A 24,806-nucleotide genomic window follows, 5' to 3' on the forward strand; every position below is an offset into this window, starting at 1 on the left:
TAATTACAGACAAATTAGCCACTGTGACTGAAAAACCCATCCTTATCTGGTATCGCAATGACTTGCGTATCCATGACCATGAACCGCTACATCAAGCTCTCAAAGCAAATGCTCCAGTTGTCCCTCTCTACTGCTTTGATGAGCGGCAATTTGGCACAACTGCTTACGGTTTCCCCAAAACTGGTGCGTTTCGCGGCCAATTCCTGCTGGAAAGTATTGCTGACTTGCGTAAAAGTTGGCTATCCCTAGGTAGTGATTTACTCGTGCGTCGTGGTTTACCAGAGGAGATTATTCCACCCCTGGCAAAATCCCTAAATATTTCGGCTGTTTATTACTACCGTGAGGTAACCTCAGAGGAATTGAGAGTAGAATCTGCCCTGAAGAAGTCATTAGAGCAAATCGGGGTAAAAGTTCAGTCTTTTTGGAGTGCTACTCTCTTCCATGCCGATGATTTGCCCTTTGCTATTCCTCAAATTCCCCAGTTATTTACTAAATTCCGCAAACAACTGGAGCCACAATCTACGGTTCGGCCCACGTTGCCTACTCCCCAAAGCCTGTCGCCACTGCCGAAGATAGAGCCAGGTAAACTACCTCAGTTAAGCGACTTTGGACTTGAGCCACCTATATTTGATCAACGTGCCGTGTTGCCTTTCTCCGGTGGGGAAACGGCAGCAAAGGCAAGATTGCAACAATATTTCTGGAAGCAAAATTGCCTCAAAGATTATAAGCAAACCAGAAATGGCATGTTAGGAGCCGATTATTCCTCTAAATTTTCTCCCTGGCTGGCTAATGGTTGTCTTTCGCCTCGTTATGTCTTTGAGCAGGTTCAGGATTACGAAACCAGGCGAGTGAAGAATGATTCTACCTATTGGTTAGTCTTCGAGTTGCTCTGGCGTGACTATTTCCGTTTTATTGCTGCTAAACACGGTAATCATCTATTTCGCCAATCTGGTTTGCAAGGAGTAGCAATTCCTTGGCAAGAAGACTGGGCAAGATTTGACCTCTGGCGGCAGGGAAAAACTGGTTTTCCTCTAGTAGATGCCAATATGCGGGAAATAGCAGCCACAGGCTTTATGTCCAACCGTGGCAGACAAAATGTTGCCAGTTTCCTGACTAAGAATTTAGGCATTAATTGGCAGATGGGAGCCGAGTGGTTTGAGTCGCTCCTGATTGATTACGACGTTTGCAGTAATTGGGGAAATTGGAACTATACTGCTGGAGTAGGCAATGATGCCCGTGGTTTTCGCTACTTTAATATCCAGAAGCAGTCAAAAGATTACGATCCTCAAGGTGACTACGTCAAACATTGGCTACCAGAACTGATCTCCATTCCTGCTCGTAAGGTGCATCAACCCTGGCAATTAACACCAGAAGAGCAGAAAAACTATGGAGTAACCATTGGCGTTGATTATCCTCGTCCTGTAGTGGATCTGATCAAGTCGGTTCAGAAAAACGAGAAAATTTACAATGCTGCTCTTAAGCGCTAATCAGGCTGGATGGTAGTTTGAGTTTGCCGGTATAACCGGAGGCTGAACGATACATGATTTCAAAGAGTTGGTTTTCTGTGAGATCGGCTCCTGTGAGATCGGCTCCTGTGAGGTCAGAGCCACAGAATTCAGCTCCTTTAATATCGGCTCCACTTAGATCGGCTTCCCTGAGATGGCATCCTCTCAAAGAAGCATTGCTCAGATCTGCTCCACAAAGTTCGGCTCCCGTGAGGTAAGCTCCACTCAGATCTGCTCCCCTGAGATCGGCTCCACTCAGGTAAGCTCCTGTGAGATCGGCTCCTGTGAGATCGGCTCCGCTCAGATCGGCTCCCCTGAGATCGGCTCCGATTAGGTACGCTCCCCTAAGGTAAGCTCCTGTGAGATCGGCTCCTGTGAGAAAAGCCGCACTCAGATTGGCTCCTGTGAGATCCGTCACACTCAGATCTACTCTGCTGAGGTAAGCTCCACTCAGGTCAATTTCACGTAGGCTTTGTTTCTGAGACTGGTGCCAAGACTTACTGACTAATTTCATATGCCAAGCCTCTATTTTTGATAGATGATACAGTAAAAAGCTCTCTTTGACCTTACCAATAGCAATATGCCATTTGCTTAGCTGTGTGTCTACTGGGTGCTCTATCTAACCGAGTTTAAATAGCAAACTAGTCCTAAAAACCTGAAACTTCAAATACCAATTTTTTGTTAAATTTTTGACAACAAACTAAGTTCAATATAGAGGGCTGCCTAACAAAATTCTGAAGATTATAAACCCCTCCAAAGGTTGATAGCTAAACCTAACGTCGAAATATATACACATAAGAGTTCCTCGATTACTGGAAACTGCTGATAACTGAGTTACTTGCTCTTACCTGGTGTTGATGCCTAACGGTAAACCAACACCCTAACTCCTAATTGGCTGAAATGGTATCAAGTTAAATTAGCGGCAAAACTTGATTATTAACACCTGCAAGTAAACTGAATATCCGTAGCTTGATCCCCCATCTATTGATATTTTCTTATGTTTGTGGTAAAAAAAGAGTTTAAAGAAAGTTTAAGATAAAGTTAAAATTAGGTTCTTCAGGCAGACGATAGAAAAGCAATATTGAGAATAAAATTTAAATGACTCAAGAAATAAATCATTTAGACCAGATCGGCAAGAACAGGTTTATGTACCCCACAAGAAAGTATCGTGGTCTATTCAAGCCTGAATATTTAGCCTTTGATGCTAACTTGCAAGAATTTTCTCAGCAAGTGTCCTATATTTCTTGCCTAGAAACAGCAGGGAAACTCTCTCCTCAGCAAGCCTATGAACAGCTTGATCATCTCTGGAAACGGCTAAAAAGGAGTGCACAGTTAATGGGTATTGAGGGAACTCAAACGCCAGAGACAAGATAGTTTTGCCCACAGTTCGGCTGTTTGCGACAGGGTGCAAACAGCTTGTCTGTTTCCAGACAAGTAGGCGGCTGTTTGCCAAGATTGGCCTACTAGTAGCACAACATCCGTCGTGAGTGCTGTCTGTATTGCTTTACCCTAGTCAAACTTCAAGATAACCGCTGATGACCAAAGTTTTGGTGATTGAAAACGAAGAAATTTTTCGTGAAATTCTGATTAACATCCTGAAAAGAGAGGGATTTGATGCCATTGGCGCAGAGAATGGCTCCCAGGGATTAAATTTGGCAAGAGAGTTTGCTCCTGATCTGATTTTGTGCGATGTCAAGATGCCCGAACTCAATGGTTATGATGTACTCAGAGCACTCCGCCAAAACGACCACACAGCAAACATTCCCTTTATTTTTCTCACTGCTGAGACTATTCACAGCGTAATTGACCAAGGACAACTGCTGGGAGCAAATGGTTATCTCACTAAACCGTTTACCACCGCTCAACTGTTGGAAGCAATCAACAAGAGGGTGAGGTGAGTTTTAACAAAGGCGGTAGGGACTCAGGCAAGGCTTAAAAGCGAAAGGCACGGTAACATTCCACCAACAAACCACAAAATTCTAATAGCAGATACACATTTTCCCTTAGCTAGTGACGAATTTGCTATTAAATTTTGTTAAAATTGACTCTGGCATCAATCAACCAGCAACTGCACCTAACTTATTGGTGCTCTAGTTACCCTTCCTACCACTGCTGAAATCTTCCTGGGATACAAGCTCATGCTCCGACTCGAACATATCAGTAAAATCTACCCTACTGGCGAAGTTCTCAAGGATATCAACTGGGAAGTCAAGATAGGTGATCGCGTAGGTTTAGTTGGCGTTAATGGAGCGGGTAAATCCACACAACTTAAAATTATTGCTGGGGAAATGGAACCGACTACCGGGGAAGTGATTCGCCCCAATAGTTTACACATTGCCTACCTCACCCAAGAATTTGAAGTAGAACCTACCCGCAGCGTTCGGGAAGAATTTTGGACGGTATTTCAAGAGGCTAACCAGACACAGCAATCATTGGCACAGATACAGCGCCAGATGGAAGTTGCTTCTCCCGAAGAACTAGACAAACTAATTCATCAGCTAGACAAGTTGCAGCGCCAGTTTGAGGCTCTTGATGGCTATGGATTAGAGGCTCAAATCGAGAAAATCTTGCCAGAGATGGGATTTGAGCCAGAAGACGGGGATCGACTAGTCAGTGCCTTCAGTGGTGGCTGGCAAATGCGTATGAGTTTAGGCAAAATATTGTTGCAAAAACCTGACCTCTTGCTGCTAGACGAGCCGACTAACCACTTAGATTTAGAAACCATCGAATGGCTAGAGAATTACCTTAAGGGCCTCAAAACACCCATGGTAATTGTCTCCCATGATCGAGAGTTTCTAGATCGCCTCTGTACTCAGATTGTAGAAACAGAGCGCGGTGTTTCTACAACCTACTTGGGCAATTATTCGGCTTATTTACAACAAAAAGCCGAAATGCAAGAAGCTCAAATGAGTGCTTACGAGCGCCAGCAAAAGGAACTGGACAAGCAGCAAGCCTTTGTTGATCGTTTCCGCGCCAGTGCTACTCGTTCTACCCAGGCAAAAAGTCGCGAGAAACAGTTAGACAAAGTTGAGCGTATTGTAGCCCCAACTGCCGGATTAAGAACTCTACACTTCCGCTTTCCTCCAGCGCCTCGTAGTGGTAGGGAAGTGGTGACAATTAGAGAGTTGGTTCATAGCTACGACGACAAAATTCTGTTTTTAGGTGCTGATTTATTAATTGAACGGGGCGATCGCGTAGCCTTCCTCGGCCCCAACGGCGCAGGCAAATCGACTCTACTGCGCATGATTATGGGAATGGAACAAGCCACGGAAGGTACGGTAGAGTTGGGACAACATAATGTTATTCCGGGTTACTTTGAGCAGAATCAGGCAGAAGCTCTAGACTTGAGCAGAACAGTGATGCAAACCATCCATGATGAAGTGCCAGACTGGAAAAATGAAGAAGTGCGGACTCTGTTGGGTAGGTTCTTGTTTAGTGGCGAGACGGCATTTAAAAAGGTAAATTCTCTCAGTGGGGGTGAAAAAGCCCGTCTGGCTTTAGCTAAAATGCTGCTGCGCCCTGCTAGTCTGCTGATTCTGGATGAGCCGACTAATCACCTAGATATCCCGGCTAAAGAGATGATGGAGGAGGCAATCCAGAATTATGATGGTACGGTGATTATTGTTTCACACGACCGCTACTTTATCTCAAAAGTGGCAAACAAGATTGTGGAAATCCGAGATGGTGAATTCCTGACCTATTTGGGTAATTACCACTACTATCTGGATAAAATTGCCCAAGAAAAAGAGCAGGCTCGTTTAGAAGCGATTGCTGCCCAAAAATCAAGTAAGAAAGCGGCAAAAGCGGCGAAAAAATCAGGCACCAAAGGTAAATAAACTGGCTCAGGGCTTTGTTGGTAGCAGTGTCTTAGCAGCGGCTATTGTTGTAGTACCAGCAAAATATTTAGTCCAACTTAGAGGAGAGAGGGTTTTTCACCTAACAGAAAAACTATCTCTCCTCTAGTTTTTTTTATTGGATAGTTAGTATAGAATCAACTCTTGGCTTAATTTTTTATCAAATCGTGAATCCAGCAAAATTTATCATTTTTGTACAGAGAATAAATACTCATTGTTGTAGCACTTTGAGATTTATTTCTTGTCATTAACCAAGTTTTGTTGCCCAAAGGTAATTTAGCAAAACTCTTGAAGATTAACCATAACCAAAGCTCAGATGTTTTATAAGAGATGATGAACCTTCACAAAAAGTGCTAATTGTCAGGAAATGTTCATGTATCTATCACGAAACATTTACTAAGTTAAAGGAACCTTAAAATACCTATATAACCTACATTAAGTAACTCCCAACTGCTCATGAAAAATTATATTTGAGCTAACTTATCAAGTATCTATTACGGTCAATTGATACACAGAAGCTTGATTTTTCATGAATCAAACCGGATTGATACAATTAAGTTTTCTTGGTCATTGTTTTGTCAAAAAAATCACCTCTAACTAAAAGAAAAAATGAGTAGAAAATGCAAATCTAAGTGTTATGATCGCGGTGAACTTCATCTAGAAGAAAGGGCAATACTATGATGATGCAAGCACCTGTCTCGCCTGTGGTGCTAGTCATCCTGGATGGCTGGGGCTACCGAGAAGTAATTTATGGAAATGCCCTTGCCACGGCTGAGACACCGGTAATGGATAGCTTATGGGCAGCCTACCCAAAAACAATACTTCGTGCTTCCGGCAAGGATGTAGGGTTACCAGATGGTCAAATGGGTAACTCAGAAGTTGGTCATCTCAACATTGGCGCTGGTCGAGTAGTACCTCAAGAACTAGTTCGCATCTCCGATGCTGTCGAAGACGGCACCCTTAGAGAGAACAAAGCACTACTGCAAGTACTCCAGGAAGTTAAGAGTAGAGGCGGTAAGCTTCACCTGGTAGGTTTGTGTTCTGAAGGTGGCGTTCATTCCCATCTATCCCATTTACTGGGATTGCTCGATTTTGCCAAGTCTCAAGCAATATCGGAAGTCTGTATCCATGCCATCACAGACGGCCGGGATACCCAACCTCACGAAGGTGTCAAGGCAATTCAAAAGATTCAGGATCATATAGACCAGATTAAGTTAGGGAAAATTGTTACCCTCAGTGGTCGCTACTACGCGATGGATAGAGACCGTCGCTGGGATCGCACCCAAAAAGCTTATCAGGTAATGACCCAAGATGGTCCTGGGGATGGCAGAAAGGTAATTGAGGTTTTAAAAGCTTCTTACGAATCACAACTCACCGATGAGTTTGTGATTCCGACGAGAATTGCTCCTGGTGCCGTGGAAGCTGGAGATGGAGTGATCTTTTTTAACTTCCGTCCCGATCGGTCACGACAGCTAACCCATGCCCTCGTTAGCGATGACTTTGAAGATTTTGAACGGAAGCAGATTGAACCTCTTAGTTTCGCTACTTTTACCCAGTACGATGCAACCTTGCCAGTTTTAGTAGCATTTGAGCCTCAAAACCTGAATAATATTTTAGGGGAAGTGATTGCTCAACAAGGCTTACGCCAGCTTCGTGCTGCTGAGACTGAGAAATATGCCCATGTCACTTACTTTTTCAATGGTGGTCTAGAGCATCCCTGTGAAGGCGAGGATCGTTTAATGATTCAAAGTCCTTCTGTCGCGACCTACGACCAGTCACCAGCGATGTCAGCAGAAGAAGTGACCAAGGTAGCGAAAGCTGCTATTGAAAAGCGTATCTACTCCCTAGTAGTACTCAACTATGCTAATCCTGATATGGTCGGCCATACAGGTAACATTGAAGCCTGTGCACAGGCGGTAGAAGCGGTAGACAACTGTCTAGGTCAGTTATTGGCAAGTATTAGCAAAGCTGGTGGTACAGCCCTGATTACTGCTGATCACGGCAATGCTGAGTACATGCGAGACGAAGAAGGCAAACCATGGACAGCTCACACAACTAGCCCTGTACCCTTTATTTTAGTAGAAGGGGAAGGCTTGAAAATCCCAGGTCATGGCACAGAAGTCGCTTTGCGCGATGACGGTCGATTGGCAGATATTGCTCCGACAATTTTGGACATATTACAACTGCCGCAGCCACCCGAAATGACTGGGAACTCCCTACTGAAATCAGCTAATTTGGAAGTAAAAGCCAATCGGACACCAGTACGAGTTTCTCTGTGATCTCCTACGGCAAAGTAGCTGGAAAGAGGCTCAATCAGACCAACCAAAGATAAGTTTCCCAAGAGATTCTCTGATACTCTAAACTGGGATAGAGCGTCTTTTGCCTCTGAAAGTTTACCGAGGAGGCAAAACCATAATTCTTGGTCACAGCGGCGCTCTTACGTCAGAGGATTTTGAGTATCAATATGACAATTGATAAAGTTCTACAAGTTATCTGGGCAATATCTGCTTTAGGCTTGGTTATTTTGGTACTGCTACATAGTCCCAAGGGAGACGGTATTGGTGGTATTGGCGGTCAAGCTCAATTGTTTACCAGCGCTAAGAGTGCAGAAACAGCTCTAAACCGCGTTACCTGGGCATTGGCTATTATTTTTATGGGCTTGACAATTGTTCTGAGTGCCGGTTGGGTGGGCTAACAAGATTGCTCATCAGCTAAAAGTCAATATCTAATAAGCATGAGTGTGTTTTTCTCTAAAAAATGCAGGCAAACGCAGATAATCAGCAAATACATCTGCGTTTTTTTGTTTATTTATCGAAAAATTCAGGAAACTATTAGATCTAAACAGAGGTACTACTGGTTTTGGCGGGGAATAGCGATCGCTACTAGCCTGCTAATCTTTTCTACTCAGTTACAGAGTGCAGCAGCTCAACAAGAAGCCACACTCTTCCACCAGCAAAGCCTTCAGCCGTTGCAGAGTAACTCTCCTTTGACGAAAGCTGAGCCACCCTTATCTTCCCTACCACTGCCTCGCGCTCACCCTCTGCCAATGACATTAGCGGACTGGCAAGACACCACAGGCGCAGGTGATTACTTCCATGAGGTCAATACTACCCCCCTAGGGTACTTGGTCTGGTCGCAGTTCCCCGTCAAGATTTATGTAGAACAAACAACAGAACAGCTAGATTCTGCTAGTGCCAGTGTCCAAAGATTTCAAGCATGGACTCATGCTGTTTTACAAGCTGTACAGGAATGGAGTATTTATTTACCTTTGCAAGCAGTTTCTCACTCAGAGGAAGCTGATATCTCTATTTTGCGATCGCGCCCTCCTCTAGAAGCCTCCGTTGACCGGGAAACAGGTAAATTTAATTTACCCCGCGCTCGCTCGGCCGAAACTAACTACGAGTTTTTTCTGGGACGAAAAGTAGATGCACCCGAAGAAGCTACGATAGCACATCGATTTACCATTCGTCTAACTCCAGACCAGACGGCAGAGTATACTCTTGCTACTGCTCGTCACGAGATCGGTCACGCTTTGGGTATTTGGGGGCATTCTCCCTTAGCAACAGATGCTCTCTACTTTTCCCAAGTACGCCATCCGCCTCAGATTTCTGTCAGGGATATTAATACTCTCAAACAGTTATATAAACAGCCAACTCGTTTGGGTTGGCCAGTGGTTCCTTAAAAAAAATCGTGGTGAAGTCAATCTCTCTGATAAGGTTTACCTACTCTCTGAGAAACTTTACGGAAATTTTTTAAAAAACTTAATGATTTGCGAAATAATAGAATAGGAGTCTTTGGCAGACAAAACAATGGCTACAGACTATCCGGATATAGATATTGCACCGCTAATTGACCACGCCCTACTTAAGTCTACTGCCACGTCAGAAGAACTACAAAAGTGTTGCCAAGAAGCTGAGCGCTTCCAGTTCGCTACAGTCTGCGTCTACCCAGCGCACGTCAAACAAGCGGCTGAATTTCTGCAAGGCAAGGCACCAAAAGTTTGTGCAGTAATTGGTTTTCCTACAGGTGCCACGACACCTCTGACTAAACTTTACGAAGCCCAAGAAGCGGTGGAAAACGGAGCCACAGAACTAGATGTGGTTATTAACCTGGGTACACTCAAGGCAGGAAAAACAGACGAAATTTACCGAGAAATTGCTCAAATTTGCGAAGAAACTGGTCAAACTGTCAAAGTTATACTAGAAATAAACCTGCTGACAGATGAAGAAAAACGTTTGGCGGCGGAAATATCCATTGATGCTGGGGCGCAATTCCTGAAAACTAGCACTGGTTGGCATGGAGGCACTACAGTCGCTGATGTTGAATTTCTCAAAGAACTAACCAAGGGACAAATTGGCATTAAAGCATCAGCAGGTATACGTACCTTTGAGCAAGCGTTGGAGTTAGTGATCGCTGGTGCGACGCGACTCGGCACATCTCGTGGTCCAGATTTGCTCCGACAGCGCAGTAATCCTCAACAGATGGAAGATTAGCCAGTTAATCAAGATTGCAGTTTGTGCAACAGTTGAAGGGTAAAGGCTATTTGCCAAAATATTGACTTCGTAAACCTTTAAAGCTTAATTTTCAACCCTTCTGACCTTCAATCGACAGGTCTTGCCTCTGAGTGCACCATCAGCTAAGGACTTTCATAGGACAAGAAGCTTCAACCTGGTAACCTTTTAACTCTTTAACCCTTGTTCAATGAGTCGAACCTACAAAGCCACTGGAATTAATCTCAAAAGTATACCGCTAGGAGAAGCGGACCGATTAGTGACAATTTTAACGCGGGAGTATGGTCTGATTCGGGTAGTAGCACCAGGAGCACGCAACCAGAAATCGAAATTAGCAGGCAGAAGTGGCTTGTTTGTCGTCAATCAGTTACTTTTGGCAAAGGGAAAATCCCTTGATAAAATTACCCAAGCGGAGACCTTGGTCTCTTATCCAGGGTTCTGCAAAGATTTAAGTAAACTGGCAGCCAGCCAATACTTGGCAGAACTAGTCCTCTGCCATGCCTTAAGTGGACAGCCGCAAGAAGAACTTTACGAGTTACTCAATGAGCATTTAAGGCGTCTAGAACAATTGCCCAACCAGAAAGATCAACACTCAGGCTCTGGCTTTGTAATAGCACATTTATCCCAAGGCATCTTTCATCTACTGGCTTTAGCAGGGATCGCACCTCAGCTTCGACTATGCTGTCTCACACAGCGCTCAATTAATCCAGATTTCGCTGATCCTAACTGGAGGATTGGTTTTAGTATCGAGGCAGGTGGTACGGTGAGTTTGGCACCTAAGCGGCCGGAAGTAACTAAACCGGAAGTAACTAAAAGTGAATCCCAGCGACTAAAATCACGATACCCTGTTTTTGCTAGTGAAGAAAGGTATACTCAGGCAACTGAGAGCAACAACTATGACGAAAGAACAGTAACTCTGCCACGACTGAACCATAAACTTAATGCTATTGAGTTAGCAATTTTCCAACAACTAGGATCCTCTGAGTTACCACAGTTGAGTGCCATCTTATCTGAATACTCAGGCAGCTTCTCTGACATCAAGTCTATTGAGCAAGTCTGGGTAAGAGTGGAGCTAATTTTGAGGGAGTACACTCAATACCACCTAGGTAGGTCAATTCGCTCAGCCAAATTATTAGATGATTTATCTATGCCAAACTGATTATATTTATCGAAGTATTAATTTATTAAACTTTAATAAAACATTAATATCTTGCAGTTTAGCAACAATGGGTTCGATTTGTTATCCAAAAAGCCAGAATGCGATTATCTGAGTCTGAACAAGCCAAAAAAAATCTTCCCCAAAACAATGGCGCTCTTACGGGTGAGGAAAACGAATATAAATCTGAGCAATTAGTAACCAGTGAAGCCCAGGATTTGCCGGCCGAAAAAGTTGATATCCCCTCTGTCAAGCGATTGAGGCGAGGGTTTATTCCAGTCCTGAAGAACTACAACTTTTTAGCTTTATGGAGTGGTCAGGTTTTTTCTCAACTGGCGGACAAGGTTTATCTGGTGCTGATGATTGCCCTGATTGACTCTCGTTTTCAGGACACTAATCAGAGCATCAGTGGCTGGGTATCGGCAATTATGATTGCTTTCACGGTGCCAGCAGTGCTGTTTGGTTCAGTTGCCGGAGTGTTTGTAGACCGATGGTCTAAAAAAGCCGTATTGGTAGCGACAAACATCCTACGAGGTATCCTGGTTTGGGCGGTGCCTATGTTATTGTGGCTCACCAGGGATTGGGCCCCAATTTACCATTTGCCCGTAGGCTTCTATATTCTATTAATAATCACTTTTGGCATTTCTACACTAACCCAGTTTTTTGCTCCAGCAGAACAGGCGGTAATTCCCTTAATTGTCAAGCGTCGCAATCTGTTGCCAGCTAACTCCCTCTACACTACTACGATGATGGCGTCGTTAATTATCGGCTTTGCTGTGGGTGACCCCCTCTTAGCACTGACAGACACCTTGGTACAAAAGCTGGGTATTGGTTGGGACTTTGGCAAAGAACTGGTAGTAGGAGGCTCTTATGCAATTGCAGGTTTCCTACTATTACTGCTCAAAACTGGCGAAAACACAGATGCTCCTGAAGGGGAGACACCCCACGTCTTTTCTGATATTTGGGATGGTCTGCGTTATGTCAAGCATCATCAGCGCGTCCGCAATGCCATGACTCAACTGATGATTTTATTTTCTGTCTTTGCGGCTTTGGCAGTTTTAGCAGTTCCTTTAGCAGAAACTCTGCCCGTTATCAAAACTTCACAGTTCGGTTTTTTACTCGCGGCTGGTGGCGTTGGTATGGCTTGTGGTGCAGCAATTTTGGGTCACTGGGGTCAACGCTTCTCTCATACCAAGCTAAGCCTGTATGGTTCGGCTGGTATGGCAGCAGCCTTAGTTGGTATGTCAGTGTTTACCCATAATCTCTGGATAGCTTTACTGATGACAATGCTTTTGGGAGCTTTCGCGGCAATGGTGGGGATACCGATGCAGACTACTATCCAGGCAGAAACTCCAGAAGAAATGCGGGGTAAAGTTTTCGGCTTACAAAACAATGCCGTTAATATTGCCTTGAGCTTACCTTTAGCTTTAGCCGGCATTGCGGAAACAATCTTCGGTTTAGGGTATGTATTTTGCGGTTTGGCAGCACTTGTGATCGCGGGAGGGGTCTTAACCTGGTATATTTCCCGTACAGGAGCAACAGTGCCAACCCCTAAAACATAGAGACTCGGTATTCAACCTGAATGCATATCGCCTGGCTTGGAAAAAAATCACCCTTTTGTGGCAATGTAACTTACGGTAGAGAAGTCACCAACTCACTTCTAGACCGAAACCATCAGGTCAGTTTCCTTCACTTTGCCCAAGAAGAAGGAGACGACCATACTTGGTCTGGTTATCAGGAAGTATCGCTTCCTTGCTTTTACAAATCTCAAATTTATACAATCCCTACTCCGAAAGCGAGTAAGGTCTTAACACAGTCACTAAGGCAGCTAAGACCCGATATTGTGCATGCCTCTTTGACTTTATCGCCCTTAGACTTTTTACTGCCAGAGATTTGTGAAGAACTCAATATACCCCTAGTGGCAACTTTCCATCCCCCATTCGATGGTAAGCGACGTAACCTCAAATCAGGTACCCAAATTTTCACCTATCAACTGTATGCACCTTTTCTGGCACACTATGATCGGGTAATCGTATTTTCTCAACTACAGCGCGATTTACTAGTGCGCTTGGGCGTTCCACCAGAGAAGCTAGAGGTGATTCCCAATGGAGTGGACGAAAGCAAGTACTCTCCTGGTCTATCAGACTTTAAGTCGCAATTTAAGGCAAAACGCCTATTTGTTTACCAAGGTCGCATCTCCGCAGAAAAAAACGTTGAAGCACTGCTGCGGGCTTGGAAGCAGTCTAATCTTGGAGAACAAAGTAAGCTGCTCATTGTTGGTAATGGCCCTCTCTCAGCGTCTTTGATGCCATTTTACGGAGAGGAATACGGCATTATCTGGCTGGGATTTATTGCCGATGAACACAAGCGAATCGGGATTCTGCGGTCAGCGGATGTATTTATTTTACCTTCTCTGTTGGAGGGGCTATCTTTATCTTTACTCGAAGCCATGGCTTGTGGGGTAGCCTGTGTTGCCACAGATGCTGGTGCTGATGGGGAAGTCTTGGAAGATGGTGCTGGTGTTACTCTCAACACCCATCGAGTAGCTGCTCAACTACAGACCCTCCTGCCTCTGTTTCGGGATCATTTAGAGTGGACAGCTTTACTAGGGCAGAAAGCTCGGACTAGAGTTCTCGAACGCTACACGCTCAATGGTAATATCACCAGGCTCGAAAAGCTTTATGCTGAGATTCTACAGATGCAGCGTGTAAAGTTGATAAATATTAACTCCACTGCTTAAATGTTGAAAATTGTTAAGCTTTTTGGGTTGCAATGAGGTAGCTTTTCTTATTAAGAAAAAAGCCAGTCTGCACCTGTTGAAATAGGTCTTGACTGACTGTTAATTATCGAGAACCAATATCGAGTAAGTTACCCGTTTCTAAATACTACAGACCACTAAATCCTCGAGAGATCTTGAGAACTGATTAGTTCCCTGCTGCTAGCTCCATGCTTTGAGAAGTTTTGCCATTTTTGTGATTAGTATGACCATTAGCATTGCGGGGCTGAATTACGCCATATCCCCCATGGTTACGCTCATAAATCACGTTAATTTCATCAGTTTTGGCATTGCGGAACATGTAGAAATCGTGATCAACTAACTGTAGTTGTTCTAAGGCTTCTTCAATCGTCATTGGCGGCATAGCGAAATACTTCATGCGCACCACGGCGTCAGGTAGCTCTGGAGTACGATCGCCAATTAGGTCTTCTGCTACTGGTGCAGCCTCGACAATAACGCCCGTCTTGGGTTGAACGTGGGTCTTATTATATTGAAGTTTCTCCTTGTACTTGCGCAGCTGACGGTGAATTTTATCGGCGACCAGGTCAATGCTAGCGTACAAGTCCTCGCTGCTTTCTTGGGCACGAATTACTGTCCCGTTGGCATAAATGGTCACTTCAGCAGTCTGCTTAGAATTTATCCGGGGATTGCGGGCCACAGATAGATTAACATCGACTTCTGTGGTTATGTTTTGAAAATGATTAACCGCCTTTTCTATTTTCTGATTTACATACTCACGAATTGCGGCGGTGATCTCGATATTTTTACCCTGGATCACAAGCTTCATACTGACTACTCCATCTTATAATGTTTGAGTCGTAAAGAGCGGCTTCGGGTAACAATTGTCGCTCTTGAAAGATACTTACACCGTAGCACTTTGTATCATAAAGAACATCGCAGCTTGAATTCTCTTCAAATTCCTTTGCATTCGTTGACATTAGGCGTCTACGCTAAAGTTAGGTAAAGGAGGTAGGCAGATTGCCTCGTCAATGCTTACTAAAAAATCAAGGAATGACACCATACTCCCTAGCCTGGGAGCAGCAGCGATCGCTTGTAGCTAGACGCCTTAAAGACCCCACCCTCAAAGATGTCCTCTTGTTGCTGGAACATCCTCCGGTGTACACTCTTGGTCAGGGAGCCAGTCTCAATTTTCTTAAATTCGACCCAGCTAAAGTTAGCTATGAAATTCACCGAGTAGAGCGTGGTGGAGAAGTCACTTACCACTGTCCCGGTCAATTAGTGGGCTACCCCATTTTGAACTTGCATCATTATCAACCAGATTTGCACTGGTATCTGCGACAGCTTGAAGAGGTAGTGATTCAACTGCTCAGTAAATATGGTCTTCAAGGCGATCGCGTTGCTGGGATGACTGGCGTTTGGTTAGAGGGGCGCAAAGTAGCTGCGATTGGTATCAAAGTGAAGCGCTGGATTACCATGCACGGCTTTGCCTTGAATATCTGCCCCGACCTCAAAGGATTTGATCAAATTGTACCCTGTGGTATTTCTGATAAACCCGTCGGTAGCCTTGCTCAGTTCATTCCTAATCTTAGTGTGGCTCAGGTGCGTCCAGATGTCGCTGCGGCATTTGCCTCAGTTTTTGGAGTTGAGCTGATCAGTGAAGACTAGAGTTGCAGGTTGCAGGTTTAAAAGTTGCTTCCATCAATCTTGATAGTGAATTTCTTCCCCTGAGGCATGAATTCGCAAAAAATTATCTAAATCCGTATAGGTGCCAGCGTAGGCCAAATCAGAAGACTCGCGGCCTTTGAGATTAACTTTGTATTGCTCAAAGCCTATCTCCTGATAACCCAAATTCGACAAATAATTGTAAGTGTCTTCTCCTAAAGCAATATCCCGACGAATTTGCTTGGTTACAGATTCTAGAGCAAAGGCAGCATTGACAGTATCGCCAATGGCAGTGTAATCAGGGCGATCACCACTACCAGTATTGCCCACCATGGCATAGCCAGTATTAATTCCTGTCCCAATTCGTAGCGGAAAAGGCAGAGGGTACTGTTCAGAGATAGCCGAAGTCATTTTGTGTAGAGCACTGACTCCCTGAAAAATCTTCATTACCTCTTCTTTCGTCACCCCTTCAGGACCATGAAACCAAATTGCCATGACAGCATCGCCGATATATTTATCGACCCAGCTACCGGATTGGCGGATAATATTTCCTGAATAGCGGAACCAAGTGCCAATTACTGCCGAGAGAATTTTTTCATCGAGCTTGCGCGACAGCACAGAAAAGTTACGAATGTCAATCACCATCACTGAGATCATACGGCGCACATGCAAGGTCGAAGTCAAGGTTTCATTATCCTCAACTTCAGGTATGTCAGTGCTTCCGGTTCTAGTCGATGGGCAATGAAACTCTAACTCAGTTTGACCAAAAGTCAGGTGGTCACCATTACGCAATGTTACGGGAATACTAACTCGTCTACCGTTGACAAAGGTGCCGTTACGGCTTCCTAAATCAATTAGATAGAAATCAGCGGTATTTGTACATTGCAACATCGCGTGATTTCGAGAAATCCATCGATCTGAAAGCACAAAGTTATTATCATCACTACGACCAACTGTCCAGCAATTACTACCAACCAGGGGTAGATAACGATTACCAGTTTCAGTCGTCAAAAGTAAGTAAGGAGTGGATCGCAGAGTCACCACAGGCACAGAAGCAACGACGGGTCTACAATTTTGTTGATATGTTGAGATGCACTCCAGAGCCAACCAGGCGATTCCTTTAAGGATAACCGCCAACTAAGCCTGATTGAAATGTTTTTCCTAAGAAACTTTCAATTTACTTGATTCAGGCGAGAGAAGCTGCTACCCAAAATAGACTATCTACCAAAATTGTACTCAAGACTGCTCCACTAAATGCCCACCAGCAGACTTGCTCTTTAGTCAATGACCAAAGACCGACGAGCAAAAGAGTACCCACTAACACCACTGCCCAACTGATTCCCCAAGGAGTCTGCACTTGCCCTAGCGCACTATGAAAAATTGGTGCTACTAGTGCTGGTTCAACCTGCATCACCTGACGCCAATGAGGAATTAAAGCGGTTATATAAAAGTATACATCTGTTAAAACTGTGCCAAACAGGGAACCTAGGTAGAATAAATTTCCCACCCTTCCCCAACCACGCCACAAACCCCATAAGGCGAAGGGCAAACCAATTGCCTCTATCGGCAAGTGATAGTAGGGTTCCCCACGTAGCCAGCCCCAATAAATTGACCCAGCTAGCCAACTCCAGCTAAATCCCAGTAGCAAGTCGCCCCAAACATGAGTAACCGGACGTTTTAAGAGTCTTAATGCCCACCATACCCAAGCAAATGTGAGTAATAAACTCAGCCATGGTAGTTGCCGTACTAGTGGCGCTTGTACGAACACAGGTACGGAAACTAAGAAGGAGGCTGCAGCAAATAATAACCAGGCTTGGCGATTGCCCTTCGCTAGACTCAGTTGCTGCCCCTTTTCTTCTTCGGTGGGCATCAGGGTAGCACCATGCCACTGCTGATCCGGTGTGGCGGCTGCTGCCCCTTTCAATTCAGTTAATGCTACTGCTGAGTTTGTTTTAGTTGCTAGAGGTAGATTTGCTTGAACATGGCTTGCTTTAAGCACATTGGTTTCACGATCAAGCATAGTGTTTTGCTGCATCTCAGGTGCTGGCTGAGATGCCAAAAAATTCCCTAGCTGGTTTGATCGCCGGGATACAGCGGATAACAACCACGTATTACTCAACAAAATATTTTAATTTTCTTTACTTATGTTTATATATCTCAATATAACATAATTATGTATCCCCCCCAGGGGGATGTAACTATCCTATTATAGTCTGTTTGCCAACAGAAGAACTTGAGCAAAATCCCGGATACTGCTGGCAATTTTAAGTAACTCATAGCAGGAATATCCCTTAACTAATAACTTGCTGATCAAGCCTTAGGACAGTAATACTTGACCGGAGGCTAACTAAATCTGGTGCTGGAGTTAACGAGTGACTCTTAGGCTCTAGACACCACTAAATGTGGGTAAACAAAAAAGTATGTTTTTATCACAACGTCAGTTGTTCAAGGTTGTTGGCGCTGGTGCTGTCAGCGCTTTCCTCGCTTTCCCCTTAAAAGTTCTCGGTGAGAACCTCTCACCAGAAATAACTTCAACTGCTACTACGGCGACGCCCCAAATGAATATTTTTCAGGCGGTGGTTCTGGGTTTTGTGCAGGGGTTAACAGAATTCTTGCCAATTAGTAGTACTGCTCACTTAAAAGTAGTGCCAGTAGCTTTAGGTTGGGGTGATCCAGGGGTTGCCTTCACTGCCATTATTCAGCTAGGTTCTATTGCCGCAGTGCTATGGTACTTTTGGGGAGACCTGACTCAAGTAACAACCGGTACACTTCGAGCTATTAGGGAATCTGATTACCAGTCCCAAGACTTTCGTATGGCACTGGGAATTGCTTTAGGAACCCTACCCATCGTTTTTTTTGGGCTGTTAATCAAAAAGTTTATTCCCGATTTTGACAACTCACCCATGCGGAGCACAGCCACAATTGCTAGTGTTTCGATTGTCATGGCATTATTAATGGGTCTTGCTGAAAAAATTGGCCAGCGTAAGCGCGACTTTGAAGCCTTGGGAACCAAAGACGGTGTCGGAATGGGATTGGCTCAAGCTTTAGCTTTAATTCCTGGAGTTTCGCGTTCTGGTTCAACCCTGACAGCTGGTATGTTTATGGGTTTAGAAAGAGCAACAGCAGCCCGCTTTTCCTTTCTCTTAGGTATCCCCGCCATTACTCTAGCTGGTTTAGTGGAGCTAGTAGGTTTGCTTCAAGAGGGCTTGGGTGATGCAGGGATAGCACCACTGATTGTGGGAGTAATTTCGTCAGCAATATTTTCCTACGGAGCGATCGCCTGGATGCTCGATTACTTAAAAAAACAGGGTCTTTGGATATTTGTCTGGTATCGTTTAATCTTCGGTGTAGTAATTTTGGCTGCGATCGCAGCAGGCTTTTTGTCAAACAGTTAGCCGCCTTTGATCAGTATTCTAGCTGCCTGTAAACGGTTTTCTATCTTTGTGAAGGACTGATCTAAATCTTTTATTTCAGCATCGATATCAGACTTCCTCTCTCCCCAAAGAGGTGCACTAGAAGAGCGCAAAGCATCGGAGTCTAACTTTAAAGCTTCTGTTCGCTTCTCTAGCTCGACGAGCTCCGGACGAATCTTTGCTTGAGCTTTGTTATCGGCTGTTTGCAGCTTAACTTTCAAACTGTCTATCCATGCGAAATATTTAGTCAACTTGGCTTCGAGTTGCTGCTCGTATTCCTTTCTTGTTCCCGGAGTAGAATCTGTCGTAACGGCGGCAGATTCTTCCTTTTCCCCATCAACTGACTTGAGAGTTACTTCCTGTGTCTTCTTTGTCTCCTTCCCCTGCCAAAATTGATAGCTATAGCCCACTACCAACAAAAGATAACCGATTACTGGTATGGCTATCCCAAGGAAGCTTTTTGCTATTTTCATCATCTTTCATACTTGCACTCTGAGCATTTGTATTTTTTATTGGACTAATCAAAACGGCATAAATATCTCCGCAAAAGAACCGAAAATTCTTGTCTTGTCTGAGCTAAAACTTAATTTTTGGATAGGTCTAATGCTTGGACTTCTAAATATAGCCATCTTAGAGTAACAGGAAAAACTGTATATTTTGTTTCTGTAGCCTACGGCAAAGCTTGCCCCTATATTTTTGCGGGATTTTCCCAGATATCATCTAGGAGTACTCTAAGTGGTTTACCATTATTATATCGAACTGTAAAATTCACCGAATTATGTCTATCTACAGATAGACATAATTATTGATAGATAAGAATGAGTGAGACTTCTATTCGTCCCGCCTTAATTACCCAGGTTCTCCCTAACTCTATTGCCGCTGAGGTGGGCTTTGAACCAGGGGACGCCATTGTCAAAATCAACGGTAAACAGCCCCGCGATCTCATTGACTATCAATTTTTGTGTACTGACGAAATTTTAGAATTAGAAGTTCTTGATGCCACGGGTAAGAGTCACTTTGTCGAGATTGAGAAAGACGAAGACGATGATTTAGGACTAGAATTCGAGACAGCTTTATTTGATGGCTTAATCCAGTGCAATAACCGTTGCCCTTTTTGCTTTATTGACCAACAGCCGCCCGGTAAGCGCCAGAGTTTGTACCTGAAAGACGATGACTATCGGCTTAGTTTTCTCTACGGTTCCTACTTAACTTTGACCAACCTGACTCAAAGAGAGTGGGACAGGATAGAACAAATGCGGCTATCTCCCCTCTACGTGTCTGTACACGCCACCGAGCCAGATATTCGCATAAAATTACTAAAAAATCCTCGTGCTGGGCAGATCCTAGAGCAATTACAGTGGTTTGAGGAACGAAGGCTACAAATTCATGCTCAAGTTGTGGTGTGTCCCGGCATTAATGATAATATTCACTTAGAGCGCACTTTGCTAGATTTAGTGGAATTCCATCACAACAAGGTGCCAGCCGTCGCTTCAGTGGCTGTAGTACCAGTAGGATTAACCAGCTTTCGACCCCAAAAAGATGAAATAATTGCCGTCACTCGTCAGAAAGCAGAGCAAGTAATTGAGCAAGTACAGCAATTACAGAAGAAATTTCGCCATCAGCTAGGCTCTACCTTCGCTTGGTTAGCTGATGAGTGGTTTTTAATTGCCAGACAGGAATTGCCTCCAGAATCCCATTACGAAGACTATCCACAAGTCGGCAACGGTGTTGGTTCGATTCGCCAATTTATTAAGCAGTTTCAAGACACTGCAACTCGCCTGTTACCAACTAAGTTAGAGACACCTAAAAGTTTTACCTGGGTAGTGGGTAATGCTGTAGAACAAGCTTTTGCACCGCTTGTAGAGCAATTAAATACTGTTATTGGTTTAGAAGTGAGATTGGCAGCGCTGTCTAGTAGTTATTGGGGTCAGGAGATAACAGTAACTGGCTTGTTAACTGGTCAAGATTTGCTCCAAGGTTTACAACAACAAGACTTAGGCGAAGCAATTTTGCTGCCTTCCCTGATGCTTAAGCATGGTGACACCTTGTTTTTAGATGATATGAAACTAGAAGAACTTGCCCATCAATTAAAGACGCCAATTTTGCCTGTCAACGGCATTGAAGAGCTAATCGAGGCTTGCATCAACTACACTCCAATTGAGGCGAAATCAACCAAGTACATACGTAACTAATGACCAAATTGATTTTAATTCGGCACGGTCAAAGCACTTGGAATGCTGCCAACAAGTTTACTGGTTGGGTGGATGTACCTTTGAGCAAATTGGGACGTTCTCAAGTTATCAAAGCTGCACAGAAATTGAACCCTTATCGGGTTGATGTCTGTTTTACCAGCCTACTAATTCGGGCAATTGAGACTGCTGTAATTTGCCTTACGGAATATGAAGAAATCTGTGGTGGTAAAATTCCTGTTCTGAAACACCAAGCCGATGACCCTTATTGGCATGGATGGGATAAATATGAGGGTGATAAAAGCCAAGAACTCCCGATTTTTACCAGCATGGCCTTAGACGAGCGCTATTATGGCGACTTACAGGGGTTGGATAAAGCCCAGACTGCGGAGAAATTTGGTCAAGAAATAGTCCACGAGTGGCGTCGTTCCTTTTCGGTGCGTCCTCCCGGCGGAGAGAGTTTAGAGGATACCTTAAAACGCACACTGCCCTTCTTTCGCCATCGCATCATAGCTCACCTCAAACAGGGTGATAGTGTTTTAGTCGCTGCTCACGGCAATTCTTTGCGTTCCATCATCATGGAATTGGACAACCTCAGCGAAGAAGTCGTGCCTTCGCTGGAATTAGCTACCGGAGTTCCCATCGTTTACGATTTTGATGAGTCTGGTAAAGCTACTAATAAAATAATTTTGGCATGAAATTTTGGCATGAAAGTGAGAGCTACTCCAGATCATGTTTTCCCCTGGAAGGGATTTTTCGTAAATGAACGAAGCTACCAGTAATTAACATTTTCAGACCAATACCTATGCCAGCGACTCCTAGGAAAAAATTCCACAACATAATTGGTCGCGGGCGTACGCAGCCACTAGCAAGCGCCACAACACAGATAAAGGTCACCACAATCAACCCGAAATACTTGATCTTCTGGCTTAAAAGCAGACCGATAAATCCGGCCAAAACCACGAAAACAGTCTGAATTATTGAAGTGTGTCTCTGCCAACAATCAAAAAAGTCAACTTTTTCTTTCAAAAAGTAAAGTCCTATTAGCAGCACCACAAAGCCGACAATCCTGGTAAAGATGATCATTTAAGTTCTTTTTTCAAAGATATGTTTACATTTTTCTTTAACGAGAATTTATCACAAATAATACTAAGTTGCTGTCAATAATATTACTCAGAAAGAAAGCATTAAGTAACACTAAAATGGCTAATTAACATTAGCCACATAAGTTTGGCTACTGCCATCTGTCATAAGAGATAGATTCTTGAAATTTAGTACAATTTATTTTCTAGCTTGGCAATTTTTCAAAATAAAATATAACAGAGATGGTAATCAGGCAAGTTAGCTTAATTTAGCACTCGAAATAACTCAACTATAAAGTATTAATAATTTTCCTTAAAAATCTTGTGAAATCCTGATATTTAGCGGGTTATTTATTTAAAATAAACAACATAAAATTAAAACCAATTCAAGACAAACTCTGTAATACTGGCTGGAGGTTCCTATGATCGGCTACGCAGCAATGGGGAGAAACCTAACGGCAAATCCAGGGGACAGAATTGCCGAAACACCTCAAACTATTGAGGAAAAAGCTAAGCAGGTGGCTGTAGACGTACATGACTTTACCGGGGAACACATCAAAGTTCCTACTTACTTTGTTGTAAGATACCCTGACGGAGAAACTAAGGCACTACACCACGTTCGTGATGCCAAAGCAATTTCCGATGCAATTCGTCAGATGCAATTTTCTCAAGAAGATCTAGATTCAGATCCAAGGGAAGTCAAACATTGGTTGAACCTAACTGGTCTGATTTTGATATCTATTTTCTTGTTAATGACTACTACCATTCTGGTTGGTATTTTTTAACCAGGTTCGCATCAGTTCAGAGAAGCTAATCTAGGGTTCTCTGACTGACGTTTTTCTAATGGCTTAGCTAGAGGTGTCGCCTAGTTAGGGAAGGTCTGCTTAAGATTTTTCGGTTTAAGATAGGGGTTAAGAACAAGGTCGCCTTTGCCCTTAAGTACAAAGAACTTCCCTGTGACACCTCTTAATCTCGAACCCCTAATTAGTGCGATTACCAGTATTGCAAGCCCGATAGTTCCGCTGGTCAAGAATAAGCTGGAACGCCATGAGTTGGTAATTAAGTTACTTAAGAAATTTCATCTCGATCCAGAGCATCCACCTGATGATTTTACCGCCGTTTATCAGTATGCCTTGGTCGAGTATGGCGTTGGTAAGCCTCAGCAAATCTTAGAACTGTTTCGACAAGAAGAGATTCAGCAGGCGTTTCGCCAAGCTTTTGAGCAAAATAAACCTTCGATTCTGTTGCAAAAAGGCGATCGCTTCTTGCAAGATTACGCCTTGGGAGACGCCATAAAACAGCAGAGGATTAATTACCAACGGGAGTTTGCCGCTTTCGCTGCCGTATTTCTTGAAATTGCCAAACGTACCCGTACCCCTGCTGAGGTAAGGCGTGACCATAAAATCGAGAATTTACAACAAAGGTTAGGGGATATTCAGGAAAGGCTAGAAAGACTGCCGACATTAGAAGGGATGCGCACAGAGTTGGCGCGACTGGCGACACTAGATTATCCAGCGTTGGCGGCGGCGGAAACCTCAATAGATCAGGAATGTCGAGCATTTGCCCTAGCGCAGCAACTGCGAGGCTGGTTTGAAACCTTGGGTTATCGCTTCGAGCCCTATGAAATCTGGGAAGATAGTCATTTTGAGTGGATTATTAATATTCCAGCACGCCGAGGATACGATCGCATCCTGGTAAGGGGGATTGACAGTGAGGCGGGAATCAAGGATTTAGCCGCTTTGCGTCAGTCGGTGGATCAGCAAAAAACGGATGAAGGTTGGTTAATCACAGCCCGCCGCATTAGTCGCGCTGTCCGTGATGCAGTGGAAACAAGGGAAAATCGGGAATTATTTGGTTATACTTTTGATGAATTGCTCGATGAGGTAGCTGATTTTAATGGTTATCTCAACTGGTTAGAGGCAGAAGTTAAGCGGCGCAGTGTTGATCGGATTTACGTGCCTCTGGCTTGTACGAAAGAAGAAATTGATCCAGTTACTCAACAAAAAATCGGAGTCAGTCGCTACGATCAGCGGGATGGCTGGATTGATGGCTATGTTGACCTCTGGTTAGATGACCCAGCCAAGGAACACCTCTCAATTCTAGGGGAGTTTGGTACGGGCAAGACTTGGTTTGCCTTTCACTATGCCTGGACTGCCATGCAGCGTTATCTTCAGGCAAAACAACGGGGGGTAGAACGTCCCCGCTTACCTTTAGTTATTCCGTTGCGGGACTACGCTAAGGCGGTAAGTGTGGAGTCCCTCTTTTCCGAGTTCTTTTTCCGCAAGCATGAGATTCCCCTACCGGGGTATTCTGCCTTTGAACAACTCAACCGCATGGGTAAGCTGCTGCTAATTTTTGATGGTTTTGATGAAATGGCGGCGCGGGTTGACAGACAGGAGATGATTAACAATTTTTGGGAGTTGGCTAAGGTGGTGGTGCCAGGTGCCAAGGCTATTCTCACCTGTCGCGCGGAGCATTTTCCGGAGGCCAAGGAAGGACGTGCTTTGTTGAATGCGGAGTTATCGGCTTCTACTGCCAATTTAACGGGGGAAACTCCTCAGTTTGAGGTACTGGAATTAGAGAAATTTAACGATGAACAAATTCGGCAGGTGTTTTCCTTCCGGGCAGATACTGCCACAGTAGATAAGTTGACACTCCCGCCGCTAAATCAAAGGCTTGCCCTCGAGCAAAGCGAAG

Annotated in this window: 22 protein-coding genes and 1 pseudogene; 17 read left to right on the top strand and 6 right to left on the bottom strand. The window is 44.1% G+C overall.

Annotated elements, in window-relative coordinates:
- The first annotated feature begins 23 nt into the window (after window positions 1-23).
- Window positions 24-1,487, top strand: a complete 1,464-nt coding sequence (locus ACT7WV_RS13775) for a DASH family cryptochrome (protein WP_445103439.1) — start codon at window positions 24-26, stop codon at window positions 1,485-1,487.
- Here the strand turns inward: ACT7WV_RS13775 and ACT7WV_RS13780 are convergent.
- A complete protein-coding gene (locus ACT7WV_RS13780; protein WP_445103440.1) occupies window positions 1,477-2,019 on the bottom strand; it encodes a pentapeptide repeat-containing protein in 543 nt (180 codons plus the stop codon). The genes ACT7WV_RS13775 and ACT7WV_RS13780 overlap by 11 nt on opposite strands.
- A gap of 584 nt (window positions 2,020-2,603) precedes the next feature.
- Here ACT7WV_RS13780 and ACT7WV_RS13785 point away from each other — a divergent pair.
- The 10 genes from ACT7WV_RS13785 (at window position 2,604) to ACT7WV_RS13830 (ending at window position 13,766) form a co-directional block, all read left to right on the top strand.
- A complete protein-coding gene (locus ACT7WV_RS13785) occupies window positions 2,604-2,879 on the top strand; it encodes a DUF7219 family protein (RefSeq protein WP_445103441.1) in 276 nt (91 codons plus the stop codon).
- Between the two features lie 161 nt (window positions 2,880-3,040).
- Window positions 3,041-3,403, top strand: a complete 363-nt coding sequence (locus tag ACT7WV_RS13790) for a response regulator (RefSeq protein ID WP_445103442.1) — start codon at window positions 3,041-3,043, stop codon at window positions 3,401-3,403.
- 240 nt (window positions 3,404-3,643) lie between these two features.
- Window positions 3,644-5,341: an ABC-F family ATP-binding cassette domain-containing protein gene (locus ACT7WV_RS13795; RefSeq protein ID WP_445103443.1), complete on the top strand. Its 1,698-nt coding sequence runs from the start codon at window positions 3,644-3,646 to the stop codon at window positions 5,339-5,341.
- A 698-nt stretch (window positions 5,342-6,039) separates the two neighbouring features.
- Window positions 6,040-7,638, top strand: a complete 1,599-nt coding sequence (gpmI, locus tag ACT7WV_RS13800) for a 2,3-bisphosphoglycerate-independent phosphoglycerate mutase (RefSeq protein ID WP_445105646.1) — start codon at window positions 6,040-6,042, stop codon at window positions 7,636-7,638.
- Window positions 7,639-7,823: 185 nt separating this feature from the next.
- Window positions 7,824-8,054, top strand: coding sequence for a preprotein translocase subunit SecG (gene secG / locus ACT7WV_RS13805; protein WP_445103444.1), 231 nt, complete (start codon window positions 7,824-7,826; stop codon window positions 8,052-8,054).
- 105 nt (window positions 8,055-8,159) lie between these two features.
- Window positions 8,160-9,041 (top strand): peptidase, encoded by an 882-nt coding sequence (locus ACT7WV_RS13810; RefSeq protein ID WP_445103445.1) that lies wholly within the window; start codon window positions 8,160-8,162, stop codon window positions 9,039-9,041.
- A 127-nt stretch (window positions 9,042-9,168) separates the two neighbouring features.
- Entirely contained in the window at window positions 9,169-9,852 is a 684-nt protein-coding gene (deoC, locus tag ACT7WV_RS13815; protein ID WP_445103446.1) for a deoxyribose-phosphate aldolase, read from the top strand.
- Window positions 9,853-10,060: 208 nt separating this feature from the next.
- A complete protein-coding gene (gene recO / locus ACT7WV_RS13820; protein WP_445103447.1) occupies window positions 10,061-11,029 on the top strand; it encodes a DNA repair protein RecO in 969 nt (322 codons plus the stop codon).
- 98 nt (window positions 11,030-11,127) lie between these two features.
- Window positions 11,128-12,588, top strand: coding sequence for an MFS transporter (locus ACT7WV_RS13825; RefSeq protein ID WP_445103448.1), 1,461 nt, complete (start codon window positions 11,128-11,130; stop codon window positions 12,586-12,588).
- Between the two features lie 20 nt (window positions 12,589-12,608).
- Entirely contained in the window at window positions 12,609-13,766 is a 1,158-nt protein-coding gene (locus tag ACT7WV_RS13830; protein WP_445103449.1) for a glycosyltransferase family 4 protein, read from the top strand.
- Between the two features lie 184 nt (window positions 13,767-13,950).
- On the opposite strand, the gene hpf is transcribed toward ACT7WV_RS13830, so the two are convergent.
- Window positions 13,951-14,589, bottom strand: a complete 639-nt coding sequence (gene hpf / locus ACT7WV_RS13835) for a ribosome hibernation-promoting factor, HPF/YfiA family (protein ID WP_445103450.1) — start codon at window positions 14,587-14,589, stop codon at window positions 13,951-13,953.
- Between the two features lie 191 nt (window positions 14,590-14,780).
- On the opposite strand from hpf, the gene lipB reads away from it, so the two are divergent.
- Window positions 14,781-15,428: a lipoyl(octanoyl) transferase LipB gene (gene lipB / locus ACT7WV_RS13840; RefSeq protein ID WP_445103451.1), complete on the top strand. Its 648-nt coding sequence runs from the start codon at window positions 14,781-14,783 to the stop codon at window positions 15,426-15,428.
- Window positions 15,429-15,461: 33 nt separating this feature from the next.
- Here lipB and ACT7WV_RS13845 read toward each other — a convergent pair whose 3' ends face one another.
- Together ACT7WV_RS13845 and ACT7WV_RS13850 are read right to left on the bottom strand one after the other, a co-directional pair.
- Window positions 15,462-16,469, bottom strand: a complete 1,008-nt coding sequence (locus ACT7WV_RS13845; protein ID WP_445105647.1) for an FHA domain-containing protein — start codon at window positions 16,467-16,469, stop codon at window positions 15,462-15,464.
- 142 nt (window positions 16,470-16,611) lie between these two features.
- Window positions 16,612-17,295, bottom strand: a complete 684-nt coding sequence (locus ACT7WV_RS13850) for a DUF3120 domain-containing protein (protein ID WP_445105648.1) — start codon at window positions 17,293-17,295, stop codon at window positions 16,612-16,614.
- Window positions 17,296-17,845: 550 nt separating this feature from the next.
- Between ACT7WV_RS13850 and ACT7WV_RS13855 the strand changes: the two genes are divergently transcribed.
- Complete coding sequence (locus tag ACT7WV_RS13855; RefSeq protein ID WP_463424168.1) at window positions 17,846-18,820, top strand: undecaprenyl-diphosphate phosphatase; 975 nt, start codon at window positions 17,846-17,848, stop codon at window positions 18,818-18,820.
- On the opposite strand, the gene ACT7WV_RS13860 is transcribed toward ACT7WV_RS13855, so the two are convergent.
- A complete protein-coding gene (locus ACT7WV_RS13860; RefSeq protein WP_445103452.1) occupies window positions 18,817-19,314 on the bottom strand; it encodes a sll1863 family stress response protein in 498 nt (165 codons plus the stop codon). The genes ACT7WV_RS13855 and ACT7WV_RS13860 overlap by 4 nt on opposite strands.
- A gap of 342 nt (window positions 19,315-19,656) precedes the next feature.
- Between ACT7WV_RS13860 and ACT7WV_RS13865 the strand changes: the two genes are divergently transcribed.
- Window positions 19,657-21,030, top strand: a complete 1,374-nt coding sequence (locus ACT7WV_RS13865; RefSeq protein ID WP_445103453.1) for a TIGR03279 family radical SAM protein — start codon at window positions 19,657-19,659, stop codon at window positions 21,028-21,030.
- Window positions 21,030-21,725 (top strand): 2,3-bisphosphoglycerate-dependent phosphoglycerate mutase, encoded by a 696-nt coding sequence (locus ACT7WV_RS13870; RefSeq protein WP_445103454.1) that lies wholly within the window; start codon window positions 21,030-21,032, stop codon window positions 21,723-21,725. The genes ACT7WV_RS13865 and ACT7WV_RS13870 overlap by 1 nt, the downstream gene beginning before the upstream one ends.
- A 22-nt stretch (window positions 21,726-21,747) precedes the next feature.
- Here ACT7WV_RS13870 and ACT7WV_RS13875 read toward each other — a convergent pair whose 3' ends face one another.
- Window positions 21,748-22,113 (bottom strand): hypothetical protein, encoded by a 366-nt coding sequence (locus ACT7WV_RS13875; protein WP_445103455.1) that lies wholly within the window; start codon window positions 22,111-22,113, stop codon window positions 21,748-21,750.
- Between the two features lie 418 nt (window positions 22,114-22,531).
- On the opposite strand from ACT7WV_RS13875, the gene ACT7WV_RS13880 reads away from it, so the two are divergent.
- Together ACT7WV_RS13880 and ACT7WV_RS13885 are read left to right on the top strand one after the other, a co-directional pair.
- On the top strand, window positions 22,532-22,894 hold the full coding sequence (locus tag ACT7WV_RS13880) for a hypothetical protein (protein ID WP_445103456.1): 363 nt from the start codon (window positions 22,532-22,534) through the stop codon (window positions 22,892-22,894).
- Window positions 22,895-23,065: 171 nt separating this feature from the next.
- Window positions 23,066-24,760, top strand: a pseudogene (locus ACT7WV_RS13885) (NACHT domain-containing protein); the annotation flags it as partial.
- Window positions 24,761-24,806 lie beyond the last annotated feature (46 nt).

The organism is Symploca atlantica LB2515, assembly GCF_052546295.1.

What these genes read in the sequence shown, in the direction of transcription:
- secG (WP_445103444.1), top strand. Translation starts at nt 7,824, where the DNA reads ATGACAATTGATAAAGTTCTACAAGTTATCTGGGCAATATCTGCTTTA.
- ACT7WV_RS13780 (WP_445103440.1), bottom strand. Translation starts at nt 2,019, where the DNA reads ATGAAATTAGTCAGTAAGTCTTGGCACCAGTCTCAGAAACAAAGCCTA.
- ACT7WV_RS13870 (WP_445103454.1), top strand. Translation starts at nt 21,030, where the DNA reads ATGACCAAATTGATTTTAATTCGGCACGGTCAAAGCACTTGGAATGCT.
- ACT7WV_RS13855 (WP_463424168.1), top strand. Translation starts at nt 17,846, where the DNA reads ATGTTTTTATCACAACGTCAGTTGTTCAAGGTTGTTGGCGCTGGTGCT.
- ACT7WV_RS13850 (WP_445105648.1), bottom strand. Translation starts at nt 17,295, where the DNA reads ATGCCCACCGAAGAAGAAAAGGGGCAGCAACTGAGTCTAGCGAAGGGC.
- ACT7WV_RS13795 (WP_445103443.1), top strand. Translation starts at nt 3,644, where the DNA reads ATGCTCCGACTCGAACATATCAGTAAAATCTACCCTACTGGCGAAGTT.
- ACT7WV_RS13880 (WP_445103456.1), top strand. Translation starts at nt 22,532, where the DNA reads ATGATCGGCTACGCAGCAATGGGGAGAAACCTAACGGCAAATCCAGGG.
- ACT7WV_RS13830 (WP_445103449.1), top strand. Translation starts at nt 12,609, where the DNA reads ATGCATATCGCCTGGCTTGGAAAAAAATCACCCTTTTGTGGCAATGTA.
- deoC (WP_445103446.1), top strand. Translation starts at nt 9,169, where the DNA reads ATGGCTACAGACTATCCGGATATAGATATTGCACCGCTAATTGACCAC.
- gpmI (WP_445105646.1), top strand. Translation starts at nt 6,040, where the DNA reads ATGATGCAAGCACCTGTCTCGCCTGTGGTGCTAGTCATCCTGGATGGC.
- ACT7WV_RS13825 (WP_445103448.1), top strand. Translation starts at nt 11,128, where the DNA reads ATGCGATTATCTGAGTCTGAACAAGCCAAAAAAAATCTTCCCCAAAAC.
- ACT7WV_RS13865 (WP_445103453.1), top strand. Translation starts at nt 19,657, where the DNA reads ATGAGTGAGACTTCTATTCGTCCCGCCTTAATTACCCAGGTTCTCCCT.
- hpf (WP_445103450.1), bottom strand. Translation starts at nt 14,589, where the DNA reads ATGAAGCTTGTGATCCAGGGTAAAAATATCGAGATCACCGCCGCAATT.
- ACT7WV_RS13875 (WP_445103455.1), bottom strand. Translation starts at nt 22,113, where the DNA reads ATGATCATCTTTACCAGGATTGTCGGCTTTGTGGTGCTGCTAATAGGA.
- ACT7WV_RS13860 (WP_445103452.1), bottom strand. Translation starts at nt 19,314, where the DNA reads ATGATGAAAATAGCAAAAAGCTTCCTTGGGATAGCCATACCAGTAATC.
- ACT7WV_RS13785 (WP_445103441.1), top strand. Translation starts at nt 2,604, where the DNA reads ATGACTCAAGAAATAAATCATTTAGACCAGATCGGCAAGAACAGGTTT.
- recO (WP_445103447.1), top strand. Translation starts at nt 10,061, where the DNA reads ATGAGTCGAACCTACAAAGCCACTGGAATTAATCTCAAAAGTATACCG.
- ACT7WV_RS13790 (WP_445103442.1), top strand. Translation starts at nt 3,041, where the DNA reads ATGACCAAAGTTTTGGTGATTGAAAACGAAGAAATTTTTCGTGAAATT.